12 protein-coding genes are annotated in these 15,499 nt (G+C 45.4%); 9 read left to right on the plus strand and 3 right to left on the minus strand.

The window, feature by feature from the left end:
• Positions 1-10: 10 nt before the first annotated feature.
• Together R8N28_RS04965 and R8N28_RS04970 are read right to left on the minus strand one after the other, a co-directional pair.
• Positions 11-2,365, minus strand: a complete 2,355-nt coding sequence (locus R8N28_RS04965; RefSeq protein WP_065275237.1) for a fatty acid cis/trans isomerase — start codon at positions 2,363-2,365, stop codon at positions 11-13.
• 80 nt (positions 2,366-2,445) lie between these two features.
• Positions 2,446-2,832 carry a winged helix-turn-helix domain-containing protein gene (locus tag R8N28_RS04970; RefSeq protein ID WP_017635365.1) on the minus strand — a complete coding sequence of 129 codons (387 nt, stop codon included), beginning with the start codon at positions 2,830-2,832 and terminating at the stop codon, positions 2,446-2,448.
• Between the two features lie 306 nt (positions 2,833-3,138).
• Here R8N28_RS04970 and R8N28_RS04975 point away from each other — a divergent pair, with 306 nt between their 5' ends.
• On the plus strand, positions 3,139-4,686 hold the full coding sequence (locus R8N28_RS04975; protein WP_005376560.1) for an arylsulfatase: 1,548 nt from the start codon (positions 3,139-3,141) through the stop codon (positions 4,684-4,686).
• Positions 4,687-4,820: 134 nt separating this feature from the next.
• Here the strand turns inward: R8N28_RS04975 and R8N28_RS04980 are convergent, their stop codons facing one another.
• On the minus strand, positions 4,821-5,678 hold the full coding sequence (locus R8N28_RS04980) for a LysR family transcriptional regulator (protein ID WP_017635364.1): 858 nt from the start codon (positions 5,676-5,678) through the stop codon (positions 4,821-4,823).
• 140 nt (positions 5,679-5,818) lie between these two features.
• Between R8N28_RS04980 and R8N28_RS04985 the strand changes: the two genes are divergently transcribed.
• The 8 genes from R8N28_RS04985 to R8N28_RS05020 all read left to right on the plus strand — a co-directional run bounded on the left by R8N28_RS04985 (position 5,819) and on the right by R8N28_RS05020 (position 15,468).
• A complete protein-coding gene (locus R8N28_RS04985; protein ID WP_047008268.1) occupies positions 5,819-7,345 on the plus strand; it encodes an arylsulfatase in 1,527 nt (508 codons plus the stop codon).
• A gap of 114 nt (positions 7,346-7,459) precedes the next feature.
• Positions 7,460-8,761 carry an anaerobic sulfatase maturase gene (locus tag R8N28_RS04990; protein WP_065275239.1) on the plus strand — a complete coding sequence of 434 codons (1,302 nt, stop codon included), beginning with the start codon at positions 7,460-7,462 and terminating at the stop codon, positions 8,759-8,761.
• A gap of 85 nt (positions 8,762-8,846) precedes the next feature.
• Positions 8,847-9,830, plus strand: coding sequence for an AAA family ATPase (locus R8N28_RS04995; protein ID WP_065275240.1), 984 nt, complete (start codon positions 8,847-8,849; stop codon positions 9,828-9,830).
• A 12-nt stretch (positions 9,831-9,842) separates the two neighbouring features.
• A complete protein-coding gene (locus tag R8N28_RS05000; protein ID WP_017821549.1) occupies positions 9,843-10,805 on the plus strand; it encodes a DUF58 domain-containing protein in 963 nt (320 codons plus the stop codon).
• Positions 10,806-11,384: a DUF4381 domain-containing protein gene (locus R8N28_RS05005; RefSeq protein ID WP_017635361.1), complete on the plus strand. Its 579-nt coding sequence runs from the start codon at positions 10,806-10,808 to the stop codon at positions 11,382-11,384.
• Positions 11,377-12,447: a vWA domain-containing protein gene (locus R8N28_RS05010; protein ID WP_065275241.1), complete on the plus strand. Its 1,071-nt coding sequence runs from the start codon at positions 11,377-11,379 to the stop codon at positions 12,445-12,447. The genes R8N28_RS05005 and R8N28_RS05010 overlap by 8 nt, the downstream gene beginning before the upstream one ends.
• A complete protein-coding gene (locus R8N28_RS05015; protein WP_065275242.1) occupies positions 12,440-14,170 on the plus strand; it encodes a VWA domain-containing protein in 1,731 nt (576 codons plus the stop codon). The genes R8N28_RS05010 and R8N28_RS05015 overlap by 8 nt, the downstream gene beginning before the upstream one ends.
• Positions 14,167-15,468 carry a BatD family protein gene (locus R8N28_RS05020; protein ID WP_065275243.1) on the plus strand — a complete coding sequence of 434 codons (1,302 nt, stop codon included), beginning with the start codon at positions 14,167-14,169 and terminating at the stop codon, positions 15,466-15,468. The genes R8N28_RS05015 and R8N28_RS05020 overlap by 4 nt, the downstream gene beginning before the upstream one ends.
• The last annotated feature ends 31 nt before the right edge of the window (positions 15,469-15,499 follow it).

The following is a 15,499-nucleotide window of genomic DNA, read 5'->3' on the forward strand; positions in this document are numbered from 1 at the left end:
CCTTAAATCATCATCGATTCTCAAAACGATTATAGTCAAGTAATCCAAATTCGATCGGTTGTTTTGTACGGTACCAATTGTGTAAACGATCGCTAAATGACCAGAATTTTTCTGAGCTTCTACGAATCGCAAAATTATCCAATAACTTAACGTAATCGGACTCGTTTTGGATGGCACTAAATTGATCGACAAAATCTTTTACTTGGTTTTCGTTGATCGAGAAAAATGCCGCAGGGTAGCTTCCCACAACGCCGCGTACAATGGTCATATCATCGTTAGCAAAGTCACGGTTACTTTCTTCATCAAACAAGCTAGAGATGTTTGTGTGTGCATTGTTGTGAAGTAAGGTGAACAGTTCATCTTCCCCTGATTGACTTCTCACCATAAGCATAGTGATTTGCGGAACGGTTTTTAGGCCTTCACCACGAACGTGGTCAATACGTTTTAGTTGCTTTTCACTACTCGCAGAAAGAGCTGTGTCTTGAATTTCGTAGCGAGGCAGAAGCACATCTGAAACATGTTCGCTCAACAACTCCACCAACTCCGTTTTTGGATCGTCACTCTTATACTGAACGCTGGTTGGTTGGTTAAACGGCTTCACATTTCGTTGTAAAAAGTCACTCAACTGCGGGCTTTGATCTTTATACCAGCTAGATTGCAGTTCATGGCGCATATCGGCGGGTAACAACGAGATAAAGTTACTTTCGCCTTCTAGACGCAAGAAGTCCATAAACATTCGTGTCATGAGCTGATGGCCGAAGTTACCGTAAACGTCAAACCCAGCAACAAGCAAATAGTGGATACGCTCTAGTAACGCGTAGTCAAGAATCCACACTGTTTTAGGCTGCTCACCAACTAACCCTTGAACAACAGAAGCACTATCAAAATGGCGGAATATCGTTAATGCCGCATTATGGTTGGTGCCATTACCGTCCCAAATTACATCGGTGGATAGGTTTTCACCTTCTTTAAACCAGTTATTAGTGAACTCAGATTTAGCCTCTAGGTAGCGAGCTTGCTGGCGCGCGTACTTGACCCAGTTGGTAACAGGTAGCGTGTTACTTTCTTGTTCTGCCGGTAGTTTTAGGTTATCAGCCTGAGATCGGTAAAACTCATTTACTTCTGGGATGTCTGCTTTATCTGGATCAAGGAAAAACACCCAAAAGCGATCATTGATAACATTCAATGCCAGTTGGCCACGACAAACTGGGCCTTTGATGTATGCCATTATTGTATTTTGTGCATTATCTAGCATGAACTTAAAGCGCGATTTCACTGGAAGGTCGATGAATGATGTCATCGGGTTTGCAGCAACTTCTGGTGCATAACTCGGGAGCTGGCTAACCGTGTAATCAGCATCAATAAACCAAGTTTTCCAGTTCTCTATGCGTTGCTTGTTTAACGCGAATGGCATGTGAGTTTTATCTACTATGGTCCCTTGCTCTGGAATAATTCGATAAAACACACGTTCAACCCCTGGATCATCGTACGGGCGACGCGTTGAAATACGTTTGACGGGCTGTCCTGGTGGTGTAGCAGAGCGGACGAGCGTGAAGAATCGGGGATCTTCATCGAGTTCTGAAAAGTAGATATGAGATAAAAACAAATGCTCATATATATACCTAGCCATCAGCTGATTTTTCAAATCAGAGTGGTTAAGTAATGTTTCGTACTTATCTATTTGCGCTTGCTCATTCTCACTAACAGGTTGGTGAACGTTCATTATTGCGCCGTTTTCCAACCAAGTCATGAGTGTGTGGTATTCACTGTTTGATAGATTTGGCATACCAAAAGGCATGCCCCAGGTTGGGTTATCCTTCTCGTATTGCTCGTATTCTTCAATCGTCGGACAGGTTTGCTCTCGGTCTATCGAAAAGTCAAAGCCTTCTAACTGGACTTGGTCAGGCAATGGGTGGCGCTCTTTTTGTTGTAGCAAACGTGCGATAAGGCCTGCATCAATGTTGGCTGCCATGCTTTGATCACGTTCGTTGAGAACCGGATGAAAACCCGCATCGCGCCACTCTTGGGTTGTTTCTGCATCTTCGAATAAGCGTGTTGGTGCTGCGGCTGTGAGTCTTGTTCCTTCATATACCAGTGCTTTACTCGCACCACGGTCAATGCCCTCAACAGAAGAGAGCTTAAGTTGACATGGTGCATCGTAGCACGCGTGGCAGACGACACAGCGGTTATCCATAATGGGTTTAACTTCGCTTTGGAAGAAGTTTGCTTGAGGGGTTTCCACGTCAACTGTGCGTTCACGCACGAGCTGTGGACCAAACAGTTGGTCATAGTTAAGACCAGCATAGGTTGCACAGCCGGCAAACAAAGTAGCAATGCAAAGTGTAAAAATTAAGCGCAAATTCATTGAGTTATTTTACGTGATTCGAATTTGCATTAATTAAAGCAAAATAAGCGGTCAATTACCAAAAGTTGGGCCAATTAGCGTTAATTTTTCTGTTGATTGTCTGAGCGCTTGAAAATGTAACCCTGGCGGTGGACTGTCTGAATTCTGTCTGTTGGAACGCCTTCGTGAACTAGACGCTTTCTCATTCTGCTCATGTGCATATCGAGTGCTCGATCATGTTCAGTAAATTCACGTTTTAGTACTGTTTCGTAAAGAAAATGCTTACTAAGTACTTGATCTTGATGGTGAGTGAGAGTTTGCAGCAGCTTAAATTGAATGCTTGTTAACTGAACAGATTTCTTGTTTGGCAAGTAATTGAGTACCACAGAGTGAGTGCGCTTATCTAGTAATAGCTCCTCATCATTATGGTGAACGCCGTTGTGTTGGCATTGGTAAGTTTTTCCATTTGAAACCTTGGAGTCAAGCACGCGGGCACCTTAATTATTAATGGTAGTAAAACGTATTATCATTAATATTTATATAAAAGCAATCAGGTACTTTATGGGCACTGTGATATGCGTAGACAATCTTAATATTTGAGATTAACAGTAGTGATGAATGGTGCGATGGCGCTCTGAACTAAAGTGCTATTGGAGTGCGTATTAGCTACAAATAACGGTGTAATGTTAGGCGAAGATAGAAAGAATTCTCATTTAGTAAATTCGCTTATCCGCTATTTGTGAACTATACATTCTGTTGCAGGAAGCACTTTTCTAATACACACAGAGGTTTATATGACAGCGAAATATGGCGTTAAACGCCGATTAGCGATTCTTGCCGCCGCTTTAATCGGTGCGACAAGTAGCAGTATCGCAGCAGAGAAACCAAATATTCTCGTCATTTGGGGTGATGATATTGGCCAGTCCAATCTCAGTGCTTACACGTTTGGCTTGATGGGGTACAAAACACCAAATATAGACAGTATCGCCAAAGAAGGCATGATGTTCACTGACTATTACGGTGAGCAATCTTGTACAGCGGGCCGTTCTACTTTCATTACGGGCCAAACCGTTCTTAGAACAGGTTTGAGTAAAGTGGGGCTTCCAGGTGCTGATCTTGGCTTGAAGGAAGAGGACGCAACCATTGCCGAAATGCTGAAGCCGATGGGCTATATGACAGGGCAATTTGGTAAAAACCACTTAGGTGATAAAGATGAGCACCTTCCTACTAATCACGGCTTCGATGAATTTTTTGGCAACCTTTATCACTTGAACGCCGAGGAGGAGCCAGAAAACGTCGATTATCCTAAAGATCCTGAGTTTCGTAAAAAGTTCGGTCCGCGCGGCGTTATCCGTTCGTACGCTGATGGCAAAATTGAGGATACAGGACCTCTAACTCGCAAGCGCATGGAAACCGTGGATGAAGAGACGTTAGATGCGGCACTCGACTTTATGGATCGTGCAGTCAAGGCTGAAAAACCTTTCTTTGTCTGGTGGAACGCAACTCGTATGCACTTCCGTACTCATGTGAAAGAAGAGAACTCTGGAAAAACAGGTATCAGCGAGTATGCAGATGGTATGGTCGAGCATGATAACCATGTAGGTCAGCTACTGAAAAAAGTGGATGATTTGGGTATTAAAGACAACACAATCGTCTTTTACTCCACCGATAATGGCCCACACATGAACTCGTGGCCAGATGCAGGTACAACGCCATTCCGTGGAGAGAAAAATACCAACTGGGAAGGTGCGTACCGAGTTCCTGCGATGGTACGTTGGCCGGGTAAAATTAAAGCTGGCTCTGTTTCGAATGATATCATGCATCACATGGACTGGATGCCAACGTTTGTTGCTGCCGCGGGTGATGACAATATCAAAGAGAAATTGCTCAAAGGTTATAGTGCGAATGGTAAGAAATTCAAAGTTCACCTAGACGGCTATAACTTCCTACCATATTTGACTGGTAAAGAGGATAAGGCCCCACGAGAAGAAATTTTTTACTTCTCAGATGATGGAGACTTAACTGCACTTCGCTATAACAAATGGAAGCTGGTCTTTATGGAGCAACGAGCAAAAGGCACGTTGCGTATTTGGGCTGAACCATTCACCACACTTCGTGTTCCTAAGATCTTCAACTTGCGTATGGATCCTTACGAAGTGGCTGATATCACTTCTAACACTTACTACGATTGGATGCTAGACCGTGCTTACATGCTTGTTCCTGCGCAAGCTTACGTAGGCAGATTCCTTGAAACGTTTAAAGAGTTCCCACCAAGGCAAAAAGCAGCAAGCTTCTCGCTCGATCAAGTGATGGAGAAACTAAAAGAGAACCCAAATAAGTAGGAAAAGCTAAGTGAAGTATCACATATAGAAAGAGGCTCATTAACGTGAGCCTCTTTTTTATCTGTAAAATTCTATCTATTAAGGTTTGTAGAAAGCTTGATGACGAAAACGCCTAACGCTTCAATTGACAAGAGTTATAAACAAATTGGTTCGTAGTGGGCTGCCGTTAAGTTGGCTTTGATTTTTTCACGTAGAGCGATGTGGGCTGGGTTGTTTACCTCTCGCTTATGGTAAACGAACTTGTAAGGGATAGAGCGTATCGAAATGGGGCAGGGCAAAATTTGAAGTTTGAGCGCTTTGCTCCACTTGTTTGCAAAAGATTGAGACACGATCCCTAAACTGTCTCTTTGGGCGACATACAGCGCCATGCCCGCTAGCGAAGATGTGATCAAGTCGACTTTTCTTTCTTGAATTGTTTCCTTTGCTAGTTGCTCGAACCCCGACATGTTGTTCCATTTTCCTGAAAATAAACAGTGAGTTTCCTCATAAAATTGCTCTTTTGTGAGCGTGCCGTGTACACGGGGATGGTTCTCACTACAGATAACCACGGCTTCTTCCTCATAAGCATCTTCAATAATAAACGCTGCATCTTTCGTGATCACCGTATCGATTACTAGATCGACTTTTTGTTGTCTTAACAGCTCAAATAATAAGAACTTTTCGGGTGGTGATTCATAAAAAATAGTGTTCTTTATCGGGTCCATAATGTGCAATAAAATTTCGGAACAACACACTTCAAAATGATTCTTATCGGATATCGCATTATCAATGATATTAACCGCTTGCTGGAATTGCGGTAGCAGTTGATAAGCGGTGGATGTTAGTGCAATACCTCGCCCTTTTTTGACAAATAATTGCTTATCGACCACTTGTTCTAAACGCTTTATTGCAGCGCTCACAGCGGGTTGTGTAAGCCCCAATTGTTCCGCGGCTTTCGTATAAGATTGGAACTCCGCGACAACAAGAAAAGTTTGGATCAAATTCAAGTCCATAACGTTACTCATAAATTTAATTTATAGGTTAACTAATTCTGACTGCATTTATCGCCTGAAATTAGTGCTTTATCTTATATCAACAATGGTATTGAAAAGCGAATACCATTTTTACGCACTAGCGAACTCTTGGAGATAATATGAAAAATGCGACCAAAACGAGCAGTAAAAAACTCGTACTTAACGCATGTACGTTAGCATTAGGCGCTGCATCTGCAGTTGCACACGCAGCGGACAAACCCAACATTCTTGTCATCTTTGGTGATGATGTTGGTTACTGGAACCTTAGTACCTACAACCAAGGCATGATGGCGTACAACACGCCGAACATCGATAGCATTGCTAAAGAAGGTGCGAAGTTCACTAACTTCTACGCACAGCAAAGTTCGACAGCAGGCCGTTCTGCATTCATTACCGGTCAAATGCCAAAACGTACTGGTCTATCAAAAGTGGGCTTACCAGGCGCTCCGCAAGGTATCTCGGAAAAAGATCCAACGATTGCAACCGTGCTTAAGCAAATGGGTTATGCAACCGGACAATTTGGTAAGAACCATTTAGGCGACCGAGACGAACACCTTCCTACCAACCACGGTTTTGATGAGTTTTTCGGCAACCTATATCACTTGAACGCGGAAGAAGAGCCAGAGAACGTGGATTATCCTAAAGATCCAGAGTTCAAGAAGAAATTTGGCCCTCGTGGCGTAATCCACTCTTACGCTGACGGCAAAATTGAAGATACCGGTCCACTTACGCGTAAGCGTATGGAAAATGTTGACGGTGAATTCCTTGATGCTGCGGAAACCTTCATAGAAAAACAAGTAAAAGCGGATAAGCCGTTCTTTACTTGGTTTAACACCACTCGCATGCACAACTTCACGCATGTTCCTGAAGAATACAAAGGTAAAACAGGTGCTGGTTTCTACGCGGATGGTGTTAAGCAGCACGATGATCAAATCGGTCAGCTACTTAATAAGATCAAAGAGTTGGGTGTGGATGACAATACAATCATTGTTTACACCACTGACAACGGTCCTATGGTTGATTTGTGGCCTGATGCAGGGATGACACCATTCCGCTCTGAGAAAAACACTGGCTGGGAAGGCAGTTTCCGTGTGCCGATGTTGATTAAATGGCCAGGAAACATCGAAGCAGGTAAAACGTTCAACGGCATGATGTCATTAGAGGACTTCTTCCCGACATTGGTTGCTGCAGCGGGTGACACCAAAGTTAAAGATGAATTACTAAAAGGCAAGAAAGTTGGTGATATGGACTATAAAGTTCACCTAGATGGTTATAACCAACTGCCATATCTAACGGGTAAATCAGACAAATCTGCTCGTAATGAGTTCGTTTACTGGAGCGATGACGGCGATCTTGTGGCATTACGCCAAGGAAAGTACAAGTTCCACTTTATGATTCAAGAGAATGAAACGGGCATGGATGTATGGCGCAAGCCGTTTACTAAACTTCGTGTTCCATTGATCTTCGACTTGAGTATCGACCCATTCGAACGTGGTGACCAAGGTATGGGTTACTCTCGTTGGATGTACGAGCGTTCATTCCTAATGATGCCAGCGGTAGAGAAAGTGAAAGAGGTAATGGGTACGTTTAAAGAGTTCCCACCTCGCATGGAAGCAGGTTCATTCGTACCTAAGTCTTCTAAGTAATAAAGAACATCGATAATCCATAGCGCTTTTCGGAGCGCTATATACCCAAATAGCTTCACTCTTGTGGTACAAAGCTCACGAGGTTATTTGGGTATATTTAATAGTGAGAAACGTATGAGTAAGATTTCCCCTCGCCATTCTACTACCATGCCTATTGTTCCTCTTAAAACGGCGTCTAAATCACCGGTTCCGGAGGCGTATGACCGTCGATTCCATGTGATGGCAAAGCCGGGCGGAGCAAAATGCAACATCGATTGTCAGTACTGCTTTTATCTGCATAAAGAAAATCTACTGCACCAAGAAAAGCAGCCAAAAATGGACGACGCAACATTGGAAGCGTTCGTGAAAAGCTACATCGAAAGTCAGGATGGCGAAGAAATTGTTTTCTCATGGCAGGGTGGGGAGCCAACGCTGCTTGGGCTGGACTATTTCCGTAATGTCGTAGCTCTGCAAAAGAAACATCAGCCGAAAGGCGTTCGCATTGAAAACGACCTTCAGACCAACGGCATTTTGCTAAACGATGAGTGGTGTGCGTTTTTAAAAGAACACAACTTCCTAGTTGGCTTGTCGATTGATGGGCCACGAGAGCTGCACGACAAATATCGCAAAACCCGCAGCGGTAAGCCGACGTTTGATCTGGTGATGAAAGCGGTAGATAAGCTCCAAGCGCATGGCGTGAAATTCAACGCGTTGGTCACGGTGAATCGTCACAACGCGAAATACCCGCTCGAAGTATATCGATTTTTAACCCAAGAATTGGGTGTGACTTATATTCAGTTTGCGCCGGTGGTAGAAGCCAACAACTTCCAAACAACCGCGCCGCAGTTTTGGAACGAACAGATGATCCCAACCAAAGGCAGTGATCTGGCTAAACCGGGGCATCCAATGTCGATTGTAACGGATTGGTCAGTCGATCCTGAAGACTGGGGACGCTTTTTAATGGCGACCTTTGAAGAGTGGGTGAATAACGATCTTGGCCGTGTGCTGGTTAATCTGTTTGAAACCGCGGTGGCGCAAGTAATGGGGAAACCGTCTCAGCTTTGCGTGACGGCGGAGTTTTGTGGCAAAGGGTTGGCGATTGAGCACAATGGCGACGTGTTCAGTTGCGACCACTATGTGTATCCAGAATACAAACTCGCCAACATTCATGAACACTCACTGAATGAAATGGCCTTCTCTACAAGACAATATACTTTTGGCATGGCAAAACGCGATTCATTGCCGACGTATTGTAAGCAATGCCCTTACTTGCCTTATTGTTGGGGTGAGTGCCCAAAAAACCGTTTGATCAAAACGCCGAATGGTGAGAGTGGTCTAAACTATTTGTGTTCGGGAATCAAAATGTTCTTTGATTATGCGTTACCGATGTTGGTTGGTCTTGCACAACTTCTCCAATCTCAAGAACCGCAAAGATAACATAGTGAATATAACCTTAAGTTATTTCATTTGTTCTTATACTTAACTATCGAAAAGACGGCTTAAACCATTGAAAAGGTATCCTATGAACCACGCACAACAAGCGATAAAAGAACTCATCGAACAAACAGAAAAAAGCGTCATTGGACAAAGCCACGTGGTTCGAGCTTTAGTCGTCGGGTTATTAACAAATGGGCATATTCTGCTAGAAGGTTTACCGGGAACGGCAAAAACACGTTCCGTAAGATCGTTGGCGAACTTGTTAAACACCAGTTTTGGTCGAATCCAGTTTACGCCGGATCTTTTACCATCTGACGTGACGGGTACTGAGGTTTATCAAGAGCTGGATGGTAAGCCGCAACTCCACTTTCAACCTGGGCCCATTTTTAACAGCATTGTACTTGCTGATGAGGTCAACCGTGCACCTGCCAAAGTACAAGCGGCACTGCTTGAAGCCATGGCCGAAGGCACAATCACAGTAGGCGATAAAACTCACGTATTGCCAGACTTATTTATGGTGCTTGCAACGCAAAACCCAGTAGAGCAAGAGGGCACGTACCCACTGCCAGAAGCGCAAATGGACCGCTTTATCATGAAGGTTACCGTCGATTATCCAGAAGATGACGCAGAACGTGACATCATTCGTTTGGTGCGCAGTGAAGAATTGGGTGCGGAAACCAGCAGCGAAATTATTACGCCAAAACACATCGAGCCAGACGTGGTGCTAGAAGCGCGTCGTCAGTTACCAAACATCGTGGTATCAGACCTAGTGGAAAACTACATCGTTGCGTTAGTGATGGCGACTCGTAAGCCAGAGCGTTATGCCGATTCAAACTTAGCAAAATGGATTGAGATTGGCTCTAGTCCTCGTGCTTCTATCGCACTCGACAAATGCGCTCGTGCGTATGCGTGGATGCAAGGACGTGACCACGTTACTCCTGACGATGTGCGTGCCATGGTTCCGTCTGTATTGGGCCACCGTTTTTCTTTGACCTACGATGCACTGGCAGATGGGGTCGATCATCAACGAGTCGTACAAGAGCTGCTAGACTGTGTAGAAATTGGGTAAGTGGGAGGCATTATGGCTAAGCCAACTCTTGCGCCAAAATCACAGGGGATGGATCCCCGTTTGTACTGCGATTATGCTCGTTTAGTACGTCTGCAAGCACAAGCAGAATCATTCAGTTTACTTCCTCATCTAAAAGCGGGTAGCGTACTCTCTGGCCGACACAATTCGTTGTTTCGCGGTCGTGGATTGAACTTCGAAGAGCTGCGCCATTACCAATTGGGTGACGATATTCGTAACCTTGATTGGAAAGTTACGATGCGTACAGGTAAGCCGCACGTGCGCAGCTATACAGAAGAAAAAGATCGCAACGTAATCGTGTGTGTCGACCAGAGAAGCACAATGTTTTTTGCTTCGACGCAAGTAATGAAATCAGTTGTCGCGGCAGAGATCGCAGCGATGTGTGGGTGGCGAGTATTAAAAGATGGCGACCGAGTCGGTTTTGTCATCGCATCCCCGCAGGCGTTGTTTCACAGCAAGGCACAGCGTTCGCAAAACGATCTTCTGGCGCAACTTAAACGTCTCGCTAAAGCCAATCAATCGCTCAATGTGGACTCCTGCAATTCCGAAAAAGTAACGTTCAGTCAATGGATTGAGCTTATTAAACGCATGAAGCTCAAGCAATCCACTTTGATTTTTATCAGCGACTGGAGCGACTGCGAGGAGCACCACCTTGATCACCTTAAACAGCTACAACAGCACAACGATGTTCTTGCAGTGATGGTCAGTGACCCATTAGAACAAGCGCTACCAGACGATTTGGCAAAATCGAAATGGGTGGTTGGTGACGGGCAGTATCAACTCAATTTAGACAGCAAAGCAAAGGTAGAAGCTGCGAGCGCAAAGCTTGAGGCTCGAACTAGCTTACAGCGTCAATCACTCTCTCAACTTATGGCGATGAAACACCTTCCGCACATCGAACTCGATACGACAGGTGAGCACATTAAACAATTCCAAAAACTGGTAGGAGGGCGTTAAATGAGTGATCTTCCTACACCTCCAAGTACCTACATACTCAGAGAGCTGCATGATGTGGCCGTACCATCTAGCGTGAGTTGGTACCCGCAAACTATTGGCTGGAAAATTTTAGCGGCGGTTGCGTTCATTGCATTGGTATATTTCGCATATCGCTTGGCTCGGCAATGGTGGCATAATCGTTACCGAAAAGAAGCTCTACTGGCGATTTCGCAAATCAACCCGAGCGACAAAGACATGCCAAAAGTATTGTTCTCTGTGCTTAAAATAGTGCTGATTCATATTGATAGCCGCAACGCGAAATTGTTTGATACCGCCTTTCTGCGCAAGCTCGATGCGCTGTATCCGCAAACCAGAGACTCTCAAGCAAACTCGCAAATGGTTTTTAACGATGAGCTTTCAAAGTGCTGGCTACAAAGTATTGTTGACCCAAGCGTTACGCTAACCAACGAAGAGCGAGTAACGCTTATTGCTCGTGCGAAAAACTGGGTGAGTGAGCACCGTTGTGATGCTCAAAAAAGCGCGGCAAATAAATCACCACGATTGAAACGCAAAGCACATCAGGGAGGTCAACATGAATGATCTTCTTGCATCGATAACTGGTTTGTCTGGTTTTGAATTTGCTCACCCAATGTGGTTTCTGGTTTTGCCCTTGCCGTTGGTGGTGTACTACTTGGTGCCTGCATATCGCACTAAGCAAATGGCGATCAAAGTGCCGTTTTTTAGTCAGCTGGTGGAAGCGATTGGCGAGACGCCATCAGAAGGTGCAAGCCAGTTGATCCCGAGTTGGTGGCAACGAGCAACGTTAATTCTCTCATGGCTTTTGGTGGTGTGTGCGATGGCAAAACCCACCGTATTAGGCGAGCCTCAAGTTCGCGAGAGTTTAGGGCGCGATGTGATGGTGGTGGTGGATCTTTCGGGCTCCATGGCCGAGCCAGATTTCACCTCACGTACAGGCGAAAAAATTTCTCGTCTTGATGCGGCAAAAGAAGTGCTGTCGGAGTTTGTTCAGTCTCGTAAAGGTGACCGATTAGGCTTGGTGCTTTTTGGTGATGCTGCTTTCGTGCAAACGCCATTTACCGCAGACCAAAAAGTGTGGCTCGAACTGCTTAACCAAACCGATGTGGCAATGGCAGGGCAGAGTACCCATCTTGGTGATGCGATTGGCTTAGCGATTAAAGTTTTTGAGCAAAGCGATAAGTCGCGTGGTGCTTTAGAACAAGATCAAAACCGTGAAAAAGTCGCGATTGTATTAACCGATGGTAACGACACGGGCAGTTTTGTTGAACCGATTGATGCGGCGAAAGTTGCGAAAGCCAAAGGCGTGAGAGTGCACGTGATTGCGATGGGTGATCCGGAAACGATAGGTGAAACCGCGTTGGATATGGACACAATTCATCGCATTGCGAAAGAATCCGGCGGTGAAGCGTTTGAAGCACTCAACCGTGATGAACTATCGGCTGCCTACGACGAAATTGGCAAACTGGAACCTCAACTTTACGAAAGCACTACATACCGCCCAAAACAAAGCCTTCATCATTATTTGATGGCGTTAGTGGTCATCATGCATTTGCTCGCGTTCAGCGTCGCAACACTCAAAAGAAGGGCTGTTACACGATCATCATTAGGAGAGAGCGATGTTTGATTCTCTTAGTTGGACGCAATTCTTTACGCAGTTTCATTTTATTCGACCACTGTGGTTACTGGCTTTGGTCCCCATGTTTTTCTTGGTGTGGTTACGCTGGCGAGAAGAAAGCAAGCCAAGCTGGAAGGATATTCTGCCCGAACATTTACGCAATGCTTTGACGATAGGTGAGCGAGGCTGGCGTAAGCAACTGCCGCTTAAGCTCTTGATGCTGATTGTGTTCATCGCCATTGTGATTTGTGCAGGCCCAACGTGGCAACGTGAATCTTCCCCCTTTGGCGAAGATAAAGCCTCTATGCTTGTGGTGCTTGATAACAGCGACTCGATGCTGCAAAAAGATCTCCCACCAAGCCGCCTTGAGCGTTCCAAACAGAAAATACGCGATTTGCTAGCCGCGCGAAAAGGCGGAAAAACGGGTTTAGTCGTGTTCGCGGGCAGTGCTCATGTCGCGATGCCTATAACTCAAGACAGCAAAGTATTTGACCCGTTTTTGGCGGCCATTACGCCAGAAATTATGCCCGTGCAAGGTAAGCTTGCCGAAAAAGCATTGCCGTTAATTGACCAACAATTGCAAGGTCAACCAGGCTCCACTGTTCTGTTGGTGAGTGACGGCGTGAACCCGGCCACGATTGAGCAATACCAAGCGTATTTCTCGGGCAAACCTTATCAACTGTTAATTCTTGCGGCAGGGAATGCTGACATTGTGAGTAACAACCCAATGGATTTGGATTCTCTACAAAAACTGGCTAGTCAGACTAACGGTCGATTGGTGGAAGTGACCGTCGATAATAGTGATATCGAGCAACTGAATCGATACGTTGAGCGCAATATGCAGCTTAATGGCGAATCTTCAATGCCTTGGAAAGACATGGGATATCAGCTTCTGTTCCCAATCGCGCTGATCATGATGCTGTGGTTTAGAAAAGGGTGGTTAGTGCAGTGGTGCGTGATTGTAATGGTGAGCGGCACGTTATTGATGCCAACCAGTGCGTTGGCGGAGAACATTTCTGTTAAAGCCGAGCAGCCACAAGTTGTGCAAAAAGTGACGGCTTTCGACAAGGTAGCGCAATGGTGGTGGGATTTGTGGCTAACGCCAGACCAACAAGGACAGCGTTTGTTTAACAAACAAGCGTATTTAGAAGCCGCGAAACACTTTGTCAATCCATTACGCAAAGGCACGGCGTACTACTACGCTAGCGAGTTTGAACTCGCCCACAGTGCGTTTTTGGAAATGCAAAACGACCCGTCCGAAGAGGTTCGAGATTACGGTCTTTATAATGCGGCGAGTGCATTGGCGCGTCAGCGTGAATATTTGGCTGCACGTGACTTGTTAAAATCCCTAGCCAACAAGCCAACGTTGAGCGAGAGGCTAAGACCGGATGTTGAGCATAACTTGAAAGTGATTGGTGGTATTGTAGAGGACATCAACCGGATGAGTGAGAGTCAGGCAGGAACAGAGCAAGAAGCATCAACCGAGCTAGGCGATAACCCTCAAACCGCAGAAGGGGCGGATGAAAAAACGTCAGCGGAGTTGATGATTAAAGAGACGTTAAATGCAGACGACATCATAGGTAGCCAAGAATTAGCCGACAAATGGTTAAAGCGAGTCGAAGCGGATCCTAAATACTTCTTAAATGCGAAGTTTCAGATTCAATTGCGTTCAATAGAAACCGGAGAATCAACCTCTACTGCGAGCGAAAATACAGAGGAGGCGGTGCAATGATGAAAAGCCACCGTTTTACGCCCTTTGCTTTACCCTTGTGGGTAGTTATCTGTTTCGGTTTCCTCCTGAGCAGTAGTGTGTTAGCTCAAGATATTCGTGACGTTCAACGAGAGCATGGTGTAGAGTTACAAGCGTGGGTTGGTCAACAACCAACGGCTGGAGAGAAGCGTAAAACACCAAGCTTTAGCGTCAATGAGCAAGTTATTTTAACCATCGAAGTGGCAACCCCGCGTTGGTTTACGGGGGGTACGAGAATTGGCAATATTGAAATGCCCAATGTTATCGCCAAACAGCGTAATCAACTAGCAACCAACTTTACTGAGCAAAAAGAGGGGCAAACTTGGTCGCGTCAACGCTGGGAAGTGACTTTGTATCCTCAAGCTTCTGGTGATTTTGTGATTCCACCTGTCGCAGTGGGCGTTCAGGTGTCTGCGCCGGACGGCGAGAAGGTGTCAGGCACACTTTACACGCAGCCGATTAAGTTCAAAACCGCCTTGCCATCGGGCCTGCTGAGTGGTGAGACACCTTGGTTTTCTGCAACAGATGTAGAGGTAAAGCAAGAGTGGGATACCTCCACTGAGTCACTCAAAGTTGGGGATGCAATCACGCGTAAAATCACCATTTCGGCTCAAGATTCACTATCTGTATTGCTACCAGACTTGTTGAAAGGAGAATCAACAACCCGTTATCAAGCGTATCCTCAACCCCACCGTTTGACAGATACGCAAACACGTGGTGATTACCAGTCAACACGCACAGAAGAGAGCGTGTACGTGATTCAACAAGGTGGTGAATTAACCCTGCCTGATTATGAGTTTCGTTGGTGGAACAGTAAGACTCAGCAAGTGGAAACGGTGATGTTAGAGGGCAAAACATTTGCTGCGAAGCACACGTTGAAATCCTTCATCAAAACGTACTTTGCATGGATTGTATCCACGCTTGTATTTCTGGGTTTTGTGATTATTTCATTGGTAGCCATTAAACGTTACTACCGCAACAGACCGACACCAGCATGGCTGACGTTCCACCGTTTGTTAAAGGCTAAACGTTGGTCTGAAGCAAGGACCATATTGTACAAACAATTGCGTTTAAATACGGCCGAGCTAGAAATGACCAAAGCCGATACGAGTGAATCGTGGCAAAAAAGTGCGTCGCGAATGCAAAATGGTGAAAATAGCGCTCATTTACTGAAGTCGATGTGGCGCAAAGTCCAGACCAAACAAAAACGCTTTAAATTCCGTATTCCGCGAGCGTTACCAGAACTGGACAAAGTCATTGGAAGAGATGGCAATGAATAAAACGGGGCGCTAATATAGCGCCTCGTTTTTA

This window comes from Vibrio sp. Vb1554 (assembly GCF_033344235.1).